16 protein-coding genes are annotated in these 21,198 nt (G+C 45.6%); 6 read left to right on the forward strand and 10 right to left on the reverse strand.

Features of this window, described 5'->3' with window-relative positions:
* The 4 genes from H6F56_RS09440 to tkt form a co-directional block, all read right to left on the reverse strand.
* A partial coding sequence (locus H6F56_RS09440; protein WP_190667177.1) for a transposase occupies positions 1-374 on the reverse strand: 374 nt, incomplete at its 3' end.
* Between the two features lie 28 nt (positions 375-402).
* Complete coding sequence (locus H6F56_RS09445) at positions 403-759, reverse strand: IS630 transposase-related protein (RefSeq protein ID WP_190667180.1); 357 nt, start codon at positions 757-759, stop codon at positions 403-405.
* 203 nt (positions 760-962) lie between these two features.
* Positions 963-2,567 (reverse strand): WD40 repeat domain-containing protein, encoded by a 1,605-nt coding sequence (locus H6F56_RS09450; RefSeq protein ID WP_190667182.1) that lies wholly within the window; start codon positions 2,565-2,567, stop codon positions 963-965.
* A gap of 299 nt (positions 2,568-2,866) precedes the next feature.
* On the reverse strand, positions 2,867-4,879 hold the full coding sequence (tkt, locus tag H6F56_RS09455; RefSeq protein WP_190667184.1) for a transketolase: 2,013 nt from the start codon (positions 4,877-4,879) through the stop codon (positions 2,867-2,869).
* Between the two features lie 41 nt (positions 4,880-4,920).
* On the opposite strand from tkt, the gene H6F56_RS09460 reads away from it, so the two are divergent.
* Positions 4,921-5,100, forward strand: a complete 180-nt coding sequence (locus H6F56_RS09460; RefSeq protein WP_190667186.1) for a hypothetical protein — start codon at positions 4,921-4,923, stop codon at positions 5,098-5,100.
* On the opposite strand, the gene fabF is transcribed toward H6F56_RS09460, so the two are convergent.
* On the reverse strand, positions 5,077-6,327 hold the full coding sequence (fabF, locus tag H6F56_RS09465; RefSeq protein WP_190667188.1) for a beta-ketoacyl-ACP synthase II: 1,251 nt from the start codon (positions 6,325-6,327) through the stop codon (positions 5,077-5,079). The genes H6F56_RS09460 and fabF overlap by 24 nt on opposite strands.
* A gap of 135 nt (positions 6,328-6,462) precedes the next feature.
* The gene (gene acpP / locus H6F56_RS09470; RefSeq protein ID WP_190667190.1) at positions 6,463-6,723 is read right to left on the reverse strand and encodes an acyl carrier protein; all 261 of its coding nucleotides are present in this window, start codon (positions 6,721-6,723) and stop codon (positions 6,463-6,465) included.
* A gap of 357 nt (positions 6,724-7,080) precedes the next feature.
* On the opposite strand from acpP, the gene H6F56_RS09475 reads away from it, so the two are divergent.
* From H6F56_RS09475 to eis, 5 genes are all read left to right on the forward strand, one after another.
* On the forward strand, positions 7,081-7,986 hold the full coding sequence (locus tag H6F56_RS09475; RefSeq protein WP_190667192.1) for a CoB--CoM heterodisulfide reductase iron-sulfur subunit B family protein: 906 nt from the start codon (positions 7,081-7,083) through the stop codon (positions 7,984-7,986).
* A gap of 178 nt (positions 7,987-8,164) precedes the next feature.
* Positions 8,165-9,850 carry an alpha/beta hydrolase gene (locus tag H6F56_RS09480; protein WP_190667194.1) on the forward strand — a complete coding sequence of 562 codons (1,686 nt, stop codon included), beginning with the start codon at positions 8,165-8,167 and terminating at the stop codon, positions 9,848-9,850.
* Between the two features lie 108 nt (positions 9,851-9,958).
* The gene (locus tag H6F56_RS09485; protein WP_190667195.1) at positions 9,959-10,678 is read left to right on the forward strand and encodes a tetratricopeptide repeat protein; all 720 of its coding nucleotides are present in this window, start codon (positions 9,959-9,961) and stop codon (positions 10,676-10,678) included.
* A 226-nt stretch (positions 10,679-10,904) separates the two neighbouring features.
* Positions 10,905-12,137 (forward strand): tetratricopeptide repeat protein, encoded by a 1,233-nt coding sequence (locus H6F56_RS09490; protein ID WP_190667198.1) that lies wholly within the window; start codon positions 10,905-10,907, stop codon positions 12,135-12,137.
* 98 nt (positions 12,138-12,235) lie between these two features.
* Positions 12,236-13,408 (forward strand): GNAT family N-acetyltransferase, encoded by a 1,173-nt coding sequence (gene eis / locus H6F56_RS09495; RefSeq protein ID WP_199312703.1) that lies wholly within the window; start codon positions 12,236-12,238, stop codon positions 13,406-13,408.
* Positions 13,409-13,588: 180 nt separating this feature from the next.
* Here eis and mutS read toward each other — a convergent pair whose 3' ends face one another.
* The 4 genes from mutS to H6F56_RS09515 all read right to left on the reverse strand — a co-directional run bounded on the left by mutS (position 13,589) and on the right by H6F56_RS09515 (position 21,107).
* On the reverse strand, positions 13,589-16,276 hold the full coding sequence (mutS, locus tag H6F56_RS09500; RefSeq protein ID WP_190667200.1) for a DNA mismatch repair protein MutS: 2,688 nt from the start codon (positions 16,274-16,276) through the stop codon (positions 13,589-13,591).
* Between the two features lie 387 nt (positions 16,277-16,663).
* On the reverse strand, positions 16,664-17,989 hold the full coding sequence (locus H6F56_RS09505) for a phthiocerol/phthiodiolone dimycocerosyl transferase family protein (protein WP_190667202.1): 1,326 nt from the start codon (positions 17,987-17,989) through the stop codon (positions 16,664-16,666).
* 343 nt (positions 17,990-18,332) lie between these two features.
* On the reverse strand, positions 18,333-19,373 hold the full coding sequence (locus H6F56_RS09510; RefSeq protein WP_190667205.1) for an AI-2E family transporter: 1,041 nt from the start codon (positions 19,371-19,373) through the stop codon (positions 18,333-18,335).
* A 393-nt stretch (positions 19,374-19,766) separates the two neighbouring features.
* On the reverse strand, positions 19,767-21,107 hold the full coding sequence (locus H6F56_RS09515; RefSeq protein WP_190667212.1) for a diguanylate cyclase domain-containing protein: 1,341 nt from the start codon (positions 21,105-21,107) through the stop codon (positions 19,767-19,769).
* Positions 21,108-21,198 lie beyond the last annotated feature (91 nt).

Raw genomic sequence — 21,198 nt, forward strand, 5'->3', positions numbered from 1 at the left:
CGTAAGCATTGACTATTTTTTCTCGCAAATCTACTGAGTACGGTTTCATTATGATTCTCAATACCTTTAATGTTCCCTTGAGTGTACCTCATATCTCTCAAAAGCGCTGTATCTCCTCTTTCTAAGTGAGGCACTAGACTTTGCGCGAGCCAAGCCTCAACCAAATCTCGATGACACCCTCCAACAAATGTTAAAGGCGCTAATAACCTCCCAGCTTTTAACGCACTAATCCAATTACTTCTCTCTCTTTTTCTTCCGGGTTTAAGCGCGTGACATCTTTCCCCTTTAGGGCTATAACCATAGGGATAGTATTCTCGCTCATCAAATCCTGCTTCATCGACATAAACTATTTTTTCTTCATCCACTTCTGACATTTTTTTGATGAACTGTACTCGGAGTTCTTCATCTCTTTCTTGATACCCGTAAGTTTTTTCGAGTAATGCCTAGCTTTTTACACGCATAGCTTACATTTTGTTGAGTTAAATTCTCTCCCCATAATTCGGCCATTCTCCCTTGAGTCAGCTCTTTATGTTCTTCAATAAACTTTTCAAACTTTGACTCATCTTTGATTTTGGGGGGTCTGCCTTTTTGTCTGTTTGTGCTGGCTTGATAGTCTCCGGTTTCTTTTTCTTTTTTTAGCCACAAGTCTAAGCTATTGCGGCTAATTTGTAGCAAACGACATATTTCGCTTTTTCTTTGTCCTCTCTTGAACGCCTCAATGGCTTTTGTTCGCAGATCATAACTATAGGGAACTGGCATACTATTTTGACTGGCTTGGAACTTTCTTTTCTATTCTATCATTGTCCTAACCTTAACAGGTAGTGCTATACAAATCCAGCTCATTTGTTTTTTTAAAAGTCTAAGTAGATCGTTTTGAGAGCTTTCCTGCTTCTCAGACATCCTCTCAGAGCAAATTTCCATGACACTAGACAAATTATTCAGCATTCCTGATTGGATAGAATTTATGGACGCTGCAATATTTTAATTTGACTATTGCGAGAGTATGGATCACCGATCATCCCGGCTAATAATTTGCCATCAGAACTAATCACTAAATTACTCATCTTATGTTTGTCCAGAATGGCTTCTAATTCGGCTGTTTGCAGATTCCACACTGTCAGCCCCTTGTAAGTGCCGGCAATGATGCGATCTTGACTGAGGGTAATGTTAGAGAGATGATTTTCGTTCGGAGATAAATTCAGCTTTGTACGTGCCTTAACCTTTCCTGTTTTTAGATCCCATACTTTCAGATTGATTGGTTTGCTAGAAAATGAAGTGGTGACGACTGTTTGTCCATCCAAACTGATACGTGAAGTGCCAATCGATTCAAAATTCCATTGTTTTGAAAGAACTCTTTGCCGGTTTGTCGCCAAATCCCACACAACCAGTTCGCTGTCCAATTCAACCAATGCTATTTTGCCAGCGGAACTGATGGCTAGGGGATAAAAAGGTGGAGGCCCAGTTTTGATCGAAACTGAACCAATTGTGAACTCTGTTGGAGACGAATTAGGCAATGTTGTTTTTAGCTTGCCGGTTGTCAGATCCCACATTTTAAGTTCATCATAAGCGCTACTAATAATGGTTTTTCCATCAGATGAAATCTCGACCTGACGGATATCGCTAGAATGTCCCTTGAGGATCTGGGGCCGCTGGTTTGAGGTAATATCCCAGATGCGAACCATGCGATCTCCACTGCCGGTGACGACGGTTTTGCTATCGGGAGCGATTGCGACAGCATCTATTTTACCTGAATCGCTTTGAAGTGTTTTTCTTAACTGTCCCGTTTGCAAATCCCAGATTTTAATTGCCTTATCTTCCCCACCACTAACCACGGTTTTACCATCAGCACTGATTGTAAAGGTAGAGGCTGTGGGATGTCCTTTTATGGTGCGAACAACGGAGAAATTGCAGTAAGGGGACTGGGTTGTCTTTTGAGAACAATAGTTCGGGACGATAGAAGACGATCTTTGTCGAACAAGGGGGGAAAAGTGCCAAAGGACAACGTTCGAGAGAATAATGACGGCTACCATTAGAATCCGCGAGCCGGTGAAAGAGGCTTTACCTGACTGATTACCGAGTGGTTCTCCTAAAATAATTTGGGTTAATTCGTGCCGGCTGCGATTTGCTTCGTACCAAAAGGCGCACCACAAGGCAAATAATAGAAGAACCGGCAGTCCTACAAATTGGAAGGCTAGTAAGGCATCCACATCCCCAGATAACGCCCCGAACAGAAAAAACGGGATCGAAATGCTGTACCAGACTGCATACCAAAAAAGTAAGAAAGCGATGATAAAGGTAGGCACCCGCAGGGTGACATGAATAAGTGTTCCCTGAGATAACGGCTCAAATCGCCCCCGGATCTTTGGTAAAAATGAGTTTCGGTAGTGAATAATGCGACGGATATCAAATCCCGAATCATTGATCGTGCCTTCATAGGGAGCATGATTGCGAGAAATACTCCATCGTATTGCCTTTGGAGGTTCGATTTGGGCATTTAGCTTGTCGATGACAGCCGGCAAGGGATATTCGGTTTTAATGGTAAAGCTATCAGAAGGTAAGAGTTTCACAAGCCGTAACTTCTCCAATCGGCGTAGAGCTAGCGAGATTTCCTCCCTACTTTTTTAACTTTATATTTGAAGATACGTTTCCATATTTAGCTATTTCTTAAGCAATTAATAATTACACAACTTATCCTTGCTTTCGTGCCCGTAATTGCTAGGAATTGTAGGGATTAGTTATAGCCGGCACAATAGAACCCAACAGCGCTCAAATAATACTTATTCCCATTCATCCAGGCTATCTTCGCTATCCATAAAAAAAAGGGGCAGGCATCATGCCTACCCCACAAGAAACGATTACTTAGGTTTTAGCCTAACAGTGCTTTTGCCTTAGCTAAAACATTGTCAGCGCTGAAGCCAAACTTCTCTAGACAGACACCGCCTGGAGCAGAAGCACCAAAGCGATCAATACTTACGGTATCGCCTTCCGTTCCGACGTACTTGTGCCAGCCAAAACTGCTGCCGGCTTCTACAAGTAAGCGCTTGGTAACAGATTTCGGCAGAATAGACTCTTTGTAAGCCGCATCTTGTCCATCAAACACTTCGGTTGAAGGCATCGAAACGACACGGACTTTTTTACCTTCAGCCGTGAGTTTCTCGGCTGCTGTTACGCACAGGCTCACTTCTGAACCCGTACCAATCAAGATAACATCCGGTGTTCCCTCAGACTCAACCACCGTGTAGCCACCTTTTGCCACGCCTTCAATCGATGTGCCGGCTAAATTGGGCACATTTTGACGCGTGAAGGCTAACAAGGTGGGATGGTTTTGCTTGGCTTTTTCAATCGCTAATTTATAAGCACCAGAACATTCGTTTCCGTCTGCAGGACGAATCACCGTCAGGTTAGGAATCGCACGCAGGGAAGCAAGCGTTTCAATCGGTTGGTGGGTTGGGCCATCTTCACCTTGTCCGATAGAGTCGTGGGTCATCACCCAAATTACCCCAGCTTGGGACAAGGCAGATAAGCGAATGGCAGCCCGCATATAATCTGTGAAGATCAAGAAGGTTGCGCCGTAGGGAATTAATCCAGATTGATGCAGCGCGATCCCATTACAGATTGCGCCCATACCATGTTCCCGCACACCAAAGTGGATGTTGGGGTTTTGATATTGCCCTTTCTGGAAGTCACCACTTCCTTTGATTTCAGTCAGGTTGGAGTGGGTTAAGTCAGCGGAACCCCCGATCAGTTCAGGCAAAACGGATGCCAATTTGTTGAGGCAGTTTTCGGAGTGCTTGCGGGTTGGCAGCGCCTTGTCTTCGGCGGTGTAGGTGGGGAGAACCTTATCCCAACCGTCAGGCAATTTGCCGCTGATGTAGCGGTCGAATTCAGCCCCTTCTTGGGGATATTTAGCTTTGTAGTCGGAAAAAGTCTTGTTCCACTCTGCTTCATAGCCTGCGCCGCGTTCCACGGCTTTGCGGGTATGGTTGAGTACATCTTCTGGGATTACGAAAGGCTCGTGTTGCCAGCCCAGTTTTTCGCGAGTCAATGCAATTTCATCTGCACCAAGGGCGGCACCATGAACACCGGCAGTGTTTTGTTTGTTGGGCGAACCATAACCGATGATGGTTGTCACCTTAATCATGGTTGGCTTGTCGGTGACGGCTTTAGCTTCGTTAATTGCTTTCTCAATGGCGGCTAAATCGGTATTGCCATCTTCGACGTGGAGGACGTGCCAACCGTATGCTTCAAACCGCTTGGAAACATCTTCTGTGAAAGCCACATCGGTAGAACCATCGATGGAGATGTGGTTGTCGTCGTACAACGCGATGAGTTTACCTAATCCCAGGTGGCCGGCGAAAGAACACGCTTCACCAGAAATACCTTCCATGTTGCACCCATCACCCAAAATCACATAAGTGTAGTGATCGACGATTGTGCTATCGGGCTTATTATACTTGGCCGCTAGGTGAGCTTCTGCCATTGCCAAACCGACGGCGTTGGCAATTCCTTGACCGAGAGGACCCGTGGTGACTTCCACACCTGGAGTCATAAAGTTTTCCGGGTGCCCAGGGGTTTTGGATTCCCACTGACGGAACTGCTTGATGTCTTCTATGGTGACGCTGTCGAAGCCCATCAGGTAGAGCAGGGCGTACTGTAGCATGGAGCCATGTCCAGCTGATAGCACGAAGCGATCGCGGTTAAACCACTTAGGATTTTTTGGGTTATACCGCATAAAGCGATCCCACAGCACAAACGCCATCGGCGCAGCGCCCATCGGTAGCCCTGGGTGACCGGACTTTGCCTTCTCTACGGCGTCAACGGCCAGAAAGCGGATGGAGTTGATGCAAAGTTCTTCGAGTGATTGGGTGGCAACAGGCATGATCGTTTTCTTGAGTGCAAACAGTGTGAGAGATCGATTGAATGACCTTGGGTGTTAGCGCTCTGGAATCGCCCCAAGACATTCTCACCCATCATCCCATTAGCGGGATCGATGGGCAAGTAGTTCTCATGGGGAATGGGGAATGGGGAAGGGGAAATCGGGCATGGGTTCAGAAAAAATCACCGATGCCCGATGCCCTAAACGTACTTTTTAAAAGCTAGTGTGACGTTATGACCGCCAAACCCGAAGGAGTTGGACAGCGCCACTTCGACTTTTTGAGCGCGACTTTGGTGAGGCACATAATCTAAGTCGCAGTTTGGATCGGGATCGTCCAAATTAATCGTCGGCGGAATTTGATCGTTGGCAATTGCCATTGCGGTTGCTACGGCTTCGATGCCGCCGGAACCGCCCAGCAGGTGGCCGGTCATTGACTTGGTTGAGCTAATGGCCACTTTGTAGGCACTCTCTCCCAAGGCTGTTTTAATGGCGGCGGTTTCTGTGGGGTCGTTCATCGGCGTGCTGGTGCCGTGGGCGTTAATGTAGCTGATTTGATCGGGGGTGATTCCCGCATCTTTCATCGCTAGCTGCATTGCCCGTGCAGCCCCTTCGCCACCAGGTACGGGGGAGGTCATGTGATAGGCGTCGCAAGTCATGCCGTAGCCAACGAGTTCGGCATAGATGCGGGCACCCCGACTGAGGGCGCATTCGAGTTCTTCGAGCAATAGGATGCCGGCACCTTCGCCCATAACAAATCCATCCCGATTCCGGTCAAAAGGCCGGCTGGCGTGGGCGGGATCGTCGTTGCGCGTCGAAAGTGTCCGGGCTGCTGCGAAACCGGCAACAGACAGGGGCGTTACCGCCGCTTCCGTTCCGCCACAAATCATCGCTTGGGCGTAGCCGCGCTGAATCAGACGAAATGCTTCACCTACTGCATTTGAGCCAGCCGCACAGGCTGTAACTGTGCATGAATTTGGCCCCTTTGCGCCGGTGTGAATGGCGGTTAAACCGGCAGCCATATTGGCAATCATCATGGGAATCATGAAAGGGCTGCACCGATCTGGGCCTTTCGTGAGATAGATTTCTTGTTGATCTTCAAGAACTTTTAGCCCCCCGATGCCGGTGCCGATGATCGCGCCCACCTGTTCTGCATTCAGGTCATTAATTGTGAACTGGGCGTCGGCGATTGCCTGCTTGCTCGCTGAAATCGCAAACTGAGCAAAGCGATCCATCCGCTTGGCTTCTTTGCGTTCCAGATACTCGTAAGGGTCAAAGCCCTTCACTTCGCCGGCAATTCGACAGTCGTGCCGTGATGCGTCGAACAAGGTGATGGGGCCAATGCCACTTCTGCCGGCAATCAATCCTTCCCAATATTCAGCGAGGGTATTGCCAATTGGTGTGATCGCACCAAGGCCGGTGACAACAACACGTTTCCGTTCAAAGTTGGTCATGATTCAATTTCGCGGGCTTCCACACCCAGAACGCAAAACACAGGGGCACGGGAGAAGGAAGTCAGACTGAACGCTGAAGGCTGAATTGATGCTTCAGCCTTTTTACTTCAGCCTTCATCCTTCAGCCTTGAGCGCTCACTCCTTCGCGGCGGAGGCTGAAACTTGGCTGTTGATGTAGTCCACAGTTGCTTGAACTGTGAGAATCCCTTCTGCGGCTTCGTCCGGAATTTCGATATCAAATTCTTCTTCTAAAGCCATTACCAATTCCACAGTATCTAAAGAGTCAGCTCCGAGATCGTTGGCGAAGTTGGATTCTGGCTTGATGTCGCTCGCCTCAACTTCCAGTTGATCCGCCACGATTTTCTTGACTCTTGAAAAAATTTCCTCTTGACTCATAGGGATGTCCTCAGTGTGCCGCAGCTGCTTATAAATTCGTGCGTTGTTAGTTTTTGTCTAACATTTATCCATTTGCCTTGACCTGTAAAGGTTTCACTTGTCCCTGGCAGTCGCTAGAACTTGGGAAAGGATTTTTACAGGTCAGGGCATTTGATCATCTTATCGGAAAGGGGGATCGCAAGGGAGACTGATCGCAGACGGTTTTAAAATTGACACCCTGTCGGTCAAAACTTTTGGGATTAAAGGTTTGTAAGGAATTGCTGTCGGTTGCCCGTCTGGAAGTCATCATAGAAAAAGAGCGTCCGCTCTGCTTACCCACATTATCCCAGGCTTAACGCTCGCTAGGGAATTCCAACTATGCCATCCTCAACACTTAGATACGCTTACTTTCCCGGCTGTGTTGCCCAAGGAGCCTGCCGAGAGCTTTACCAGTCTACTCAAGTTCTGACTGAAACTTTGGGCATTGAACTCGTTGAATTGAAAAAAGCTTCCTGCTGCGGTTCTGGCACGTTTAAGGAAGACTCTCAGCTGCTAGAAGATACGGTGAATGCTCGTAATATTGCTTTGGCGGAAGAATTGAATCTGCCGCTGCTGACTCATTGCAGCACGTGTCAGGGCGTCGTTGGCCATGTGGATGAGCGCCTCAAGGATTTGCAGAAAACTGACTCGGCTTATATTGAGCGCGTGAACGGGTTATTGAAAAAAGAAGGCTGTTCGCCCTATCGGGGAACGACGGAGGTCAAACATCTCCTGTGGGCCTTAATCGCAGATTACGGTTTGGAGGAAATTCAAAACCGGGTGACGCGCAAGTTGAGTGACCTAAAATGTGCAGCGTTTTACGGGTGCTATCTGCTTCGCACCCAAACTTCGATGCCTTTCGATGATCCCTTCAAACCCGAATCAATGGAGAATGTATTTCGGACGGTTGGGGCGACACCGATTTATTATCGAGGGCGCACGCAATGTTGCGGTTGGCCTCTTTCTAGTTATGCGCCGGTTGAGTCGTTTAAGATGGCCGGCGCTCATATTCAAGAAGCGCTTGACGCGGGGGCGGATTGTCTGATAACGCCTTGTCCTTTGTGCCACCTCAATCTGGATTCTCGTCAACCAGAGGTGGAACAGGTGATTCAACGTAAACTGGGGCTGCCGGTGTTGCATTTGCCTCAGTTAATCTCGCTGGCTTTAGGGGTTGATCCGAAGCAGTTGGGACTCGACCGACACATTGTTTCAACCAAGCCGGTGTTGGAGAAATTGGGACTTTAGGGGGATTGGGCATGGGGCATGGGGGATGGGGCATGGGTGAAAGGGAGAAATTCATCCTTCATGCTTCGATCCCTCATTTTTGGGTTCTACGGTATGCACACAAGTCTTCTCTACTGACGTTTGAGGTTGAGCAGCAGATGTGTGTACACCGTAGATTTTTAGGTTAGGGGCATGGGGTATGGATGAGCAAATAACAGGCAAAGATCCAAAATTTAACATTCTGGGACAAATCACCGGCTTGCTTTTAAGCTTTGTGCTGCTTGTTGTTGGGCTAGTGCTTTGTTTTGTTTTTAACCCGGCAACAGTTCAATCAGAGTCCCTCGCTATCCCACTCGAAGGCAACCGGCAACTCGTCGCACGCCTATTTATTCCGAAAGCGACTGCTGCCCCACAGCCAGTTATGGTGCTGTGTCATGGCATCAATGCCAGTAAGGAGGTGATGACGCCCTTAGCAGTGGAATTGGCGCGTCATGGAATTGCAGGACTCGCTTTCGATTTTGGGGGATCGGGGGAATCTTACCGGCTTTCAGGGGGTAAGGGTGCGATCCAAAATCTTGAGGAAAGCAATCTCGCGGATGCCCAGGCAGTTCTGACTTATCTGCGGGCAAATCCTGATCGCTTTGATGTTAAGCGCATGGGAATTGCCGGCCACTCTTTGGGGGGCACTATTGCTTTACAGCTAGCTCAAACAGACCGGCAGTTGCGCTCTACGATTGTGATGGGAATGAGCGGAGAAGCGGCCCCTTCTGTGCCCAAAAATCTTTTCCTGGGCGTGGGTGTGTATGAACAGCTTAATCCTGTGGCAGATGTCCGCCGGATGTACCAAGCGGCAACTGCCGGCAAAAATCAGGCAGGCGAGATTGTTGGAGATTTTAATACCGGCACTGCCCGGATGATGGTGATTTCTCCGACGGCTGATCATGTAATCGAACCCTACGATTCTTTTTTAATCGGGCAGGCGGTGAATTGGGCGCAACGATCTTTGAATGTGTCGGTTGCGCGTCTGCCGGCAGTATTTCCTGGCTATATTTTAGGATTATTGGTTGCGTTCACGGGCGCTGTAGCAACCGGCGTTTTGATGTTTGTGCGAACTGGAAAGCCGGTGGAATATCCGGCTGCCCGTCAGCTTTTCCGGCGCTTTGTGGCTTTTACCCTTGTGGCGCTGATGGGTGTGGTGTGGAGGTTGGGAAGCAGTGGTTTAGGCCCGTCTAGAGCGGCTAGTAATTCGCTAATTTTATGCTATGTGCTGTTACTGGTTACGAATTACGCCCTGCTTTATTCTGAAAAATGGAAGCCGGCTTTACGGGTCGCCGGTTTATATAGTTTGGTGTTTTTAGAACCGTTTATGTTGCCGGCTTTACTGAGTGGTAGCAGCGAAGTTGTTAAAAATCCTGGTTATCTCATCGATTTGCCGCAATTTCTGCTGCAATGGCCGGTGTTTTTTATTTATAACTACACAACAGTTTTTAAACTTGCATTATTGCCGACTTACACCTTGAAATTGCAGCTAAGTTGGTTATTTTTGCTGCTGATATTGGTGGAATTTGTGTGGCCGGCAATTACTTTAACAACACTGGAACGGGCTGTTAAATGGGCTGTGCGGCAGTTGCGCCGGCCTTTTAGGGTTGCCGGTTACGGTAGCATTTCCCGCCGTTCAGCCGGCCTGCTGGGGGTGCTGGTGCTGTTGCTGGTTCTGATTGTGCATCAGCGCCTTCAGGATGGCGTGTTCTCCCTGGCAGCCGGTAGCGGGTTACTGGTGTTGCAGTTAATTAGCCAGATGGTGTTGCTGCCGGTGGCGGTAATTGTGGTTATTTTGCGCTCAGCCTGGTTTCGGCGTTTAGAGAGCCGGTGTTTAGAGAGATGAGGGGAAGAGAATAAAGATTGAGGTATTAACTCGTTGCGAAAGGGAACTTAAAAACTGCTTTAGCAATATCAGGCAACCATTCACAAACCACACATTTTATTGATAATCATGCACAAAGATCAACAAAACCTTGCTCAAGCTTGGTTTGAACACGGCATAGCATTACGCAATGTAGGACGCACTGAAGAAGCGATTGCATCTTACGATAAAGCCCTTGAAATTAAACCGGACGATTATGAAACCTGGAACAGTCGGGGCAATGCTTTATATAATTTAAGACGTGATGAAGAAGCGATTACTTCTTACGAAAAAGCCCTTGAAATTAAACCGACTTATCATTTAGCCTGGAACAATCGGGGTAATGCTTTATATAATTTAGGACGTGATGAAGAAGCGATTACTTCTTACGAAAAAGCCCTTGAAATTAAACCATACTATCATGAAGCCTGGTATTACCGAGGCCATGCGTTAGTTAATTTAGGACGCCATGAAGAAGCGATTACTTCCTACAACAAAGCTGTTGAAATTCAACCAGACTATCATGAAGCCTGGTACTGGCAGGGCTATGCTTTATATAATTTAGGACGCCATGAAGAAGCGATTGCATCTTATGACAAAGCACTTGAAATTCAACCAGACTATCATGAAGCCTGGTACAGCAAAGCTTACTGCTACGCCTTACAAGGCAACATTGAGTTAGCCCTAGAAAACCTCCAACACGTTATTTACCTCAACCCTGACGAATACCGGCAATTCGCAGAAAGCGACTCGGACTTTGATAACATCCGAGGGGATAGCCGGTTTCAAATGCTTATTCAGGGGAAATGAGGGAGAGAAGGATGCCGGCATCTTGACTGATTGCCGGCATTCCCTGAATTATATTTCCTAATGCGCTTGGGAATTAGTAGATAGTTATTCTTGTATTTTGTTTGAGTCTGGGCTAAGATTTATAAAAAAAAACTTATTAAGAACTAACTCGTTACAAAAGGAAAGTTAAAAACTGCTAGAGCAAGCTCAGTCAACCATTCACAGACCACACATTTTATTTATAATTATGCACAAATATCAACAAGACATTGCTCAAGCTTGGTTTGAACAGGGTATAGCATTAGCCAATGTAGGACGCTATGAAGAAGCAATGGCCTCTTACGACAAAGCACTTGAAATTAAACCAGATTATCATGAAGCCTGGTATCACCGGGGCTTTGTCTTAGCTTATTTTTTAGGACGCGATGAGGAAGCAATGGCCTCTTACGACAAAGCACTTGAAATTAAACCAGATTATCATGAAGCCTGGAACAACCGGGGCATTGCCTTAGATTATTTAGGACGCTATGAAGATGCGATTGAATCCTACGACAAAGCCCTTGAAATTAAACCGAACCTTCCTGAACCCTGGAACAACCGGGGCAATGCTTTAAAAAATTTAGGACGCTATGAAGAAGCGATTGCTGACTACGATAAAGCACTTGAAATTAAACCGGATTATGATGAAGCTTGGAACAAGCGGGGCGATTCCTTAAGTGATTTAGGACGCTATGAAGAAGCGATTGCTGACTACGATAAAGTACTTGGCATTAAACCGGACTTTCCTGAAATCTGGTACATTCGTGGTCTTATCTTAGGAAATTTAGGACGCTATGAAGAAGGAATTACTTCCTACGATAAAGCACTTGAAATTAAACCTGGCTATCATGAAGCCTGGTACTGGCGGGGCGATGCTTTAGCTAATTTAGGACGCTATGAAGAAGTGATTGCTTCTTACGATAAAGCACTTGAAATTAAACCAGACTATCATGAAGCCTGGTTCTATCGGGGCTTTGCCTTAAATAATTTAGGACGCTATCACGAAGCGATTGCTTCTTACAATAAAGCCCTTGAAATTAAACCGGACTATTATGAAGCCTGGTGCAACCGGGGCTTTGCTTTATATAATTTAGAATGCTATGAAGAAGAGATTGCTTGCTACGATAAAGCACTTGAAATTAAACCGGACTTTCATCAAGCCTGGAACAAGCGGGGCAATGCCTTAGGCAAATTAGAACGCTATGAAGAAGCGATTGCTTGCTTTGACCAAGCTATTGAAATTGAAGCGGACTTTCATGAAGCCTGGTACAACAAAGCTTGCTACAGCGCCTTACAAGGCAACATTGATTTAGCCCTGGAAAACCTCCAGCACGCTATCCAACTCAACCCTGACGAATATCGGCAACTTGCAGAAACCGACTCGGACTTTGACAACATCCGAAAGGATAGCCGATTCCAAATGCTCATTCAGGGGAGATGAGGGAGAGAAGGGTGCCGGCATCTTTTATCATCTGTGTGCATCTGTGGTTAAGATCAAAATTTCCAACTTTGGCACGATATTTAATTTAAGTTGAGATCATGCCTAATTTTGAATTTGGCAACGTGTCGAATCCTGAAGAAGCACAACGCCTAGGGGAAATTCTCTGCCAGTGCTTCAACTTTCCTACGAAAGATTGGCCTTTTTATCGAGATCGTTTGGGATTAGAGAGTTTTCGAGTTTTGCGTCAAGAGGGCAAAATTGCCGCCGGCTTGGGAATTTACCAGATGGGGCAGTGGTTTGGGGGGCAATCTGTGCCAATGGCGGGGATTGCAGCTGTGGGTGTGCCGCCGGAGTATCGGGGAACCGGCGTGGCATTTGAACTGCTGAGTCAAACCCTCAAAGAACTTTATGACAGTGGGGTGCCGGTTTCTTCGCTTTATCCCGCCACTCAGCGCCTTTACCGGAAAGTGGGATATGAACAAGCCGGCACCCGTTGCACCTGGGAGTTGCCAACTCAGAGTATTCGCATGAGTGAACGCAGTATGCCGGTTCGTTCTGTAGAATCATCTCAGCATGAAGTTTTTCACGAACTTTACCGGCAGCAGGCAAGCCGAAATAACGGGAATTTAGATCGCAATACAGCCATTTGGGAGAATGCTGTTCAACACCCAGACAATGCGGTTTATGCCTATATTGCCGGCAGTGAAAGCCAACCCGAAGGTTACATTATTTTTAGTCCCAAACAGGAAGTCGGTAGCAATCTATTAACAATATGGGATTGGGCGGCTGTAACGCCGGCAGCGCAACGTCGTTTGTGGGCGTTTTTAGCAGATCATCGATCTCAGATCGACAAGGTTATTTGGCAGGGTTCAACTCTCGATTCTCGTCTGTTTCTGCTTGCAGAACAAACCGCTAAAATTCGCAGTTTAGACATCTGGTTTTTGCGAGTGGTGAATGTGGCGCTTGCCTTGGAAAAACGCGGCTATCCGGCGGCTATGGTTGCTGAGTTACATTTATCTGTCACTGACAATTTACTGCCGGCAAACAATGGCAATTTTGTTTTAAAGGTTTCTGGAGGGCGAGGCGAAGTCACTAAAGGCGGTAAAGGCGAACTACAGTTAGACATTCGCGCCCTCGCACCGCTTTACACGGGTTTATTTACAGCTTATCAACTGCACGCAAACGGCCAATTAGAAGCAACGGAGAATGCGTTATCTCTTGCGACTCAAATATTTGCCGGTTCTCAGCCTTGGATGCCAGACTTTTTTTGATGATTAATTTAATTAGGGAGTTAATGTGCCTTAACTTAAAACTCCCCAATATTCTAAATCATGCTGCTTAGTGAAAATACCAAAAGCAGTTATCTCTATTCAAATTTTACCTGCGCTTCTGCTCAATGTAGATAAATTTATCTCGATTGTTTAGTTGTTTTCATAGAACATTCTCCTGTTTTACTTTTCAAAAATATCTAATTGTTCAAGAATCGGCTTACCATTTTTATTGTCTTTTTTCGCTCCGCCTTGACGCAAACCAACCGCAATCTTACTGTGCTTTTCTATTTGGCTCATGACTTGCCTTGCACGTTCAATCACAGAAGCCGGCAAACCAGCTAATCTTCCCGCTTCTATTCCATAAGAACGGTCAGCGCCTCCGGGATGAACTTGATGCAAAAACACTATTCTATCCGGAAATTCTTTCACTGTTACTTGATAGTTGGCGACATTGGATAAAATTGATGCCAATTCATTTAATTCATGGTAATGCGTCGCAAAAATTGTCCGTGAAGCGATATCCGTTGCCAGATATTCTGCAACCGACCAAGCAATTGAAAGACCGTCAAAGGTTGCCGTTCCTCTGCCAATTTCATCAAGCAGAACAAGGGATTTTGGTGTGGCGTGGTTGAGAATATTTGCGGTTTCATTCATTTCTACCATAAAGGTAGATTGTCCGGTTGCTAAATCATCGACGGCACCGACACGGGTGAAAATGCGGTCAGAAATTCCCAAGGTTGCTGAAGCTGCCGGCACAAAACTACCAATTTGTGCCATTAATTGAATTAAACCAATTTGTCTTAAATAACAGCTTTTTCCACTAGCATTTGGGCCGGTGAGAATGATTAAATCAGGAGTAGGAGAGGCAGTTTCTGGAGTTCCTAAATGCGCTGAATTAGGGACAAAGAAACCGGCAGGTAAAGATTGCTCAACGACGGGGTGGCGTCCGTCAATAATTGCAATTTCTCGGCTTTCGACCATCGTAGGCCGGCAGTAACCTAGATGCACAGCAACTTCTGCTAAACCGCACAGGACATCGGCTGCGGCAACGGCTTTGGCGACTTTGCGAATTAGTTCTGCTTGTTCTCCCACTTCTGCACGCAAGCCGGCAAAAACTTCGTATTCGAGTTGGTTTAAATCATCTCGTGCGGTGAGAATTCGAGCTTCTCTTTCTTTTAAATCTGTGGTGATATATCTCTCTTCATTCGTCAGGGTTTGTTTGCGGAGATAATCTTTCGGGGCTTGCTCAGTTTTAGACTTACTAATGCTGATATAGTAGCCAAAGGTTTTATTAAATCCAACTTTAAGATTGGGAATGCCGGTGCGTTCTCTTTCGGTTACTTCTAATTGAGCAATCCACTGCCGATCTTCCTCAACTTGCTGGCGCATGGCATCAAGCTGAGGGTGAATGCCAGGGCGAATTAAATTGCCTTCAGTCAGATGGATGGGGGGGGAATCAACTAAATGTTCGCGCAGGCGATGTGCCAGTTGTTCAAGTACCTGCGGCACATTTTGCAAGGCTTTAAGATAAGGCGAGGTGCCGGCAGATGCCAAGTTTGCCAGTTCTGGAAGTTTTCCTAAAGATTCTGCTAAAGTTACTAAATCTTTTGCATTCGCTGTACCAGAGCCGGCCCGCCCTGCCAGCCTTTCAATATCATAAATTTGCCGTAATAACTGTTGCAAATCTTGGCGAAAGGAATTATTGTCTACCAATTCTTGAATCGTATCTTGTCGGGCGCTAATGCCTTTAATATCTAGCAAAGGTTGCAACAACCACCGGCGCAATGCCCTTCCACCCATTGCAGTGCCGGTTTTATCCAGCGCCCACAACAGTGAACCATAAAAAGTGCCATCCCGGACGGTTTGGGTAATTTCCAAATTGCGCCGGCTCTGATGATCAATAATCAGAAAATCAGCAAGTGTGTAGGTTCGCACCGGCTGTAAGGGAATTTTGGTTTTGGCGGTAAATTGGGGATTGGAAGATTTCAGCTTTTCCCCGGTTCCCTGTTCAAATGTATTTTCCAAATATTCCAGCAAACCGCCGGCGGCGCGGACTGCCAGGGGTAAATGTTCGCACCCCATCCCTTCCAGCGATCTCACTTTAAAGCGTTGCAACAGTCGTTGACGTGCTTCGACTTGAGTAAACGGTCTTTGCGATCTCAAGGCGTAACAAAAAGAAGGCGGCAGGCAGCTAGGCAAGTGTTCAGAAGTTTCGCCGGGACGCAGCAAACTGCCGATATCCGGCGCATCCGTGGGAATCAGCACTTCTGAGGGTTGCAGCCGCATCAATTCTTGGCTTAGCTGTTCCAAGTCATCCGCTTGGGTGGTTAAAAATTCGCCGGTGGAGATATCTGCATAGGCTAAACCCCAATGACTGCCGGTGATCACGGCGGCGGCGAGGAAGTTATTGCGCCGCGCTTTCAGCATTCCTTCTTCTAGAACCGTCCCTGGCGTGATGACGCGGGTGATTTGGCGTTCAACGATGCGGCGTTCTGCGGCGGCTTCTGCGGCGTCTTCCACTTGATCGCAGACTGCGATCGCATAGCCTTTTTCGACGAGTTGCGTAGAGTAGCGATCTAAGGCATGGTGAGGAACGCCGGTCATTGGCACACGCCCCACTTCTTTACCCCCTTCTTTGCTAGTGAGGACGAGTTCGAGTTCTCGTGAGACGGTAATTGCGTCTTGAAAGAAGGTTTCAAAGAAGTCCCCAACCCGATACAGCAGGATCGCATGAGGATATTTATCTTTCATATCCGCATAATGCCGGTACATGGGTGATAGCTGTTCACGATCTATCAGCCGGTAGTCCGCATTTTTTATAGTCGGTTGGTTGGGTTGGTTGGGGGTAGATGCAGAGTAAAGGGTCATGGCCAGAAGTGGGCTGCGAGGATTAGGATCATTGTAATAGGCCGGTTTTTGATGACGAGCCTCTGTACCCTTGCTTTATACAGTAAAATTTCGATTTTTTCTCGTAAATTTTATGACGGCTTATTGATGGACAGCGTCTTAAATGCTTTTGATGCGATCAGCGCAATTCTGACTTAATTTATAGGTCAAAGGGTTTATTGGGGCGTTTTGCTGGTTTTTTCTGCCGGTTCTCTGCATTATTGAGGCGTTTGAGGAACAGCAGATCATGGAATCGTTTAATGGAGTCAATCAGCTTCGAGAGGCTCGGCGACCATAATCTATCCCAAATTTGCTCAACTTTTGAAGGCAGTTCTGAGTCAAAAAGCATAAGTTAAGTCTATTTTGAGACTATTTAATAGTCCTTACTACCTTCTCTTGGCAAACCTCCACCAGACAATTAATAACATCATTAGCAAGCATCTCTATTGTCTCCTGACTAAGTGAAGGCTTAGAGGCTATGAAATTAAGAAACATTTTTTCGTTAAAAGTTGCCACGGCAACTGTAAATATCTTACCAAATATGGCATTACTGGAAACAAAACTTATTTCTTCTATTTCTAGATTTCCATACAAACGAGGGATATTGACTTTTCCAATATTAGTAACAGCAATTGTCAAGGGAGATTCATCTGGATGATCAATATAGTATTCAACAATCTTGCGAAATAGCATTAGAGGCTTAAAAAAATCTTTTCGCTTTAAACCTAATTTAATATTTTGAGTAACCTTCCTTGATAACTCCCAAAATGATGTATGGGGCTGTATATTATGTAGTGAAGTTAAAAACAAAGCTAAAAACCCCATATTATTAGGATTAATAGGAGGTTCAAGATGCCTGCGTAAATCTACATAAGAACGAGATGAAACATTAATACTTCTCTGTTCTCCCATTCTAATTTTATTAGCTACTGTAATTAGCATTGCCGCACATAAAGCACCCTGTACTGTTGTATTTTCTTGACGACAAACTTCAATTAATTTTTGGGTTAATTCTTTTTCTAAAAATCTATGAGTCATGCCACAACTACGAGACTCTAGGGGAACCACCTCTTCAGATTCTAATCGTTCGGGTTTGTGCAAAAGCATTTGTAATTTAAGTTTTAGCAAAAACCATTTTCCTTTACTGACCCCTTTTTTGCCTTTCATCCATATAGGTAGTAGTTCCTCTAGGTATGGAAGATTAGGCAAACAATCAACATCAATAGAATTTTCAGAAGCAATTATTTGGTAATATTTAAAAATTTCTGATTGTAGGCTTATACAAGATAACCCGTCTGATATGGCATGATGTACAGTTGTAATCAAATAGCTTATGTTATTTTCAGATGGTTTGGAAATAAGACGGCACCGGAGCAAAACCTTACTGCTATCAATGCTTTCATTCAATTCTTTTCTGACAATATCTTCCCAGCTTTCCTTGTTGCCACTTAAAACTACACGTAAAGGTATTCTATTTGTTCCTTCAGATGTAAATTCAAGATTATCCAGCGTTCCAACAATCCGAGAGCTAAGTAGAGGATGTCTTCTTTGAACTGCATCTAGTGCACCCCTCAAGCATTCTTCACTAATTTCGCCTTTTATCCGACTAATTGTTACTATATTAAATGAACCATTATGGCGGTTCAATAGCTCCATTGCTTGTTCTGGTAATGAAAGCGTTCTGTTATTATTCATAAATTAAATAAATCCTTCATTTATCTAAACTCAATCATTAGTTGTTAACCTGCAAACTGCTCGATCAACTTCATCAACCCATCATTTCCTCCTAAATCAACCATCAACGGCCTTCTCCTTAAACCAATCCCACGGTTCTTCATAAAAGTCTACCACCTACGGCAATCCTTCAAAAACACGTCCTACACCGGCATTAAAAACCGGCTCTGATTCAGATTAAACTACCCCTGGGTGATAAATTCTTCAAAATTCCGTCTCACCACCTCATGATAATCGGGCAATATCTCAATGTCCAGTCGCTCTTGCAAAAGTGCCGGCTAGCACTTCAGCACAATACTAATCTTTAATTCCAGGTGCCGTCACGTAAACTATCAGCCGTACTTTTAATAAAACTTGCTAGTGGAACAGCAATTAAAAGTCCCAAGACTCCGCCTATTTTTGCCCCTAATAATAAGGAGACTAAAATCCACACTGGATTTAAGCCGGTGAATCCCCCCAGAATTCGAGGGGCAATTAAATTTGCATTAACCCAATCTATCGAAAAAGCAATTAATAAAACTTTCATTCCTAACCAAAAGTTTTGTAATGCTAACAGTAACCCGACTAAACTGATTCCTACCCCAGTCATTAAAGGAAACAAACCCATTAAACCCAATCCAAATCCAAACAGCAGTGCTAGAGGAACTTGTATAGCCAAAAATGCCAAAGTCATTGCCACTCCGCTCAAAGCAGCTAATGTTGATTGACCGATAAAATAATTGTGGAAATTCTGGCGAAGGGAACGCCGCACAATCGGCCCAATATTAGGAGGAAACCACAGGAAAATTCCATCCCAAAGACGCTCTCCATGCAAAACCAGATAGAAAGTTAGGACTGCCGTTAGAAATAGATTTAAAACACTGCCAAGCGTCTCGATGGCAAACCCAAGAATACTTCCAGTAACGCTATCAATCTGTCCTGATAATCGTTCCGTTTGTTTGGTTGCTACTTCACTTAGATCGAGAGGTAAATTTCGCGTCACCGCCCATTTGTTCAAAACTTGAAGTTGTTTAATTCCCGAATCTATCCAACTTGGAAGACGCTTAGAAAACTCATTTAGCTGTTCAATAATTAACGGAAAAAGAGTAATTGCTAAAGCTAAAAATACTAAAAGTGCAATTAAAAAAACTAAAACAACTGCATTAGTTCTGAGTACGCCTCTTTTTTGTAAAAATTTAACCGGATAATCTAAAATAAAAGCAAATAAAATAGAAGCAATAAAAAGACTGATAAGTGGTTGAAAATAATTAAAAATTAGAAGAGCAAGCCAGCCATATAGAACAAATACTGGAAAAGCTAATGTCCAAACTATGTATTTTGGCAGATTTCTAAAAAGAGCAATCATAATTTAGCGTCGATTGGCTGGTGTTTATTTAAGAAATTTATTTTTATCAGACCTCTTAAAAAATAACTTCATCTGCGTTGAGCTGCGGTTAAAAAATCCCTGTTTTATCTGGCGAGCCGGCATCGAATAATGTCTGTCAACTCATCTAGCAATCCTTCAAACCGAGCCGATAACTTGCAAATGCCCTAAATGACTGGTAAATTTTGAGGAATTTGACTTGTTTAGTTGCGTAAATTTTTAACTGCGTAACCGATTTAAGCAAATCTAAGATAGATTCACCGGCTCTCCATAAACGTGATTGCTGTAAATTTTAACAAGGATAGCTGAGAAAGCAAGCCAAGCATTTTTGTAAGCAATTTTAGACGTGTCAAAAAGGCTTTCGGGCATTCTGACTTACCGTGCGCCATCTTCACCGGCATCGGCAAAGCAGCGATCACGTCCCCTCGTTTTGGCTTGATACAGCGCCCGATCCGCCGTAGCAATCAAATCAGCCACACTCCCATTGGGTGCCGGCACCACAGTTGCAACACCGGCACTGAGCGTAACACAATCCCTCACCGCAGATCCCGCTTGGGGAATTGCCAGCGCCTTGACAGCCTCTAAAATCGCTTCCGCCACACCCATCGCTTCCTCTAAATCAGTTCCTGGCAAAACCACAGCAAATTCTTCACCCCCATAGCGAGCAACTAAATCTACTGGATGCTTGAGAACCTGACTAATTGCAGCCGCCACTTGTTTAAGACACTCATCTCCCGCTTGGTGTCCGTAAGTGTCGTTGTAAACTTTAAAAAAGTCAACATCGCACAGCAGCAGGGATAAAGGCATTTGTTCACCGGCACATTTGCCCCACGCCTGCTTCAAATACTCATCCAGCCGGCGGCGATTGGCAATTTGCGTCAAACAATCACACGATGCCAAACGCTGAAGTTCCTGATTCGCCAGCGCCATCTGTTGATACAGTTCTGCTTGCTGAGTTGCGATTGCTAACTGGTTTCCTAAAGATGCCATCAACTCAGTTTCCAACGGTTGCCACTGCCGGGAGGCGCGACTGTGATCAGCGAGCGGCAATCCCCAAACATAAGAAGCCGGAAAGAATTCCCCGGTTGTGTTGCCCCACTCTGGTGCATCCCTGCTGCCCTGTCGAATCGGAACAAACCCCAACTCTCTAGCCTGATCTTCAGGATGCACCAGAGTCGCGCACGCGTCGAGGTGCTTTTTAACCGCGTCCTCATACCCCAGGATTTCCTGCCACCGCGCTGAATAGAAGGCATCGTTTTTTGCCATCTCTTGGTTATCTGAAGTCATTTTTGTGGAAAACACACACTCTAAGGTAAGTTCTGAAAGCATTTGCTCCGGCTGTTTGCTCTGCCGTTGCTCGGTGATATCCTGCGCCACCGCACAGGCGTTGTTTTCGTTAATAAATAAAACGCGCCAAGCCAGCCACCTGTAGCTGCCATCTCTGTGCCGGCATCGCTGCTCAAACTCCCTCACCGTTTCTCCCTCACAGCTTTCCATCGTCGCCAAACTGGTTGAAACATCCTCTGGATGCACGAATTCTATCCAAGGTTGCGCCCTCACTTCATCTGCTGTCCAACCCAACACTCGTTCCCAAGCACAATTAAGTGGTTGCCAGTAGGGTTGCGATCCCCACAAGCAAAACAGCTCACAAGACAAGTCTAGTAAGGCTTGCAGGTGTGTGAGGTCAGTCGTCGCATCCTGGAAATAAAGCTTCATTGTTCCCTGATATCGAATATTTAATAAAGTTAACTATCAGGCTTTTTGCAGAAGAGTCTGGTGATAGGGATGATTCGCCGGCGTGATAATT

Origin of the sequence: Microcoleus sp. FACHB-672, from assembly GCF_014695725.1 — a bacterium.
GTDB lineage: Bacteria > Cyanobacteriota > Cyanobacteriia > Cyanobacteriales > Oscillatoriaceae > FACHB-68.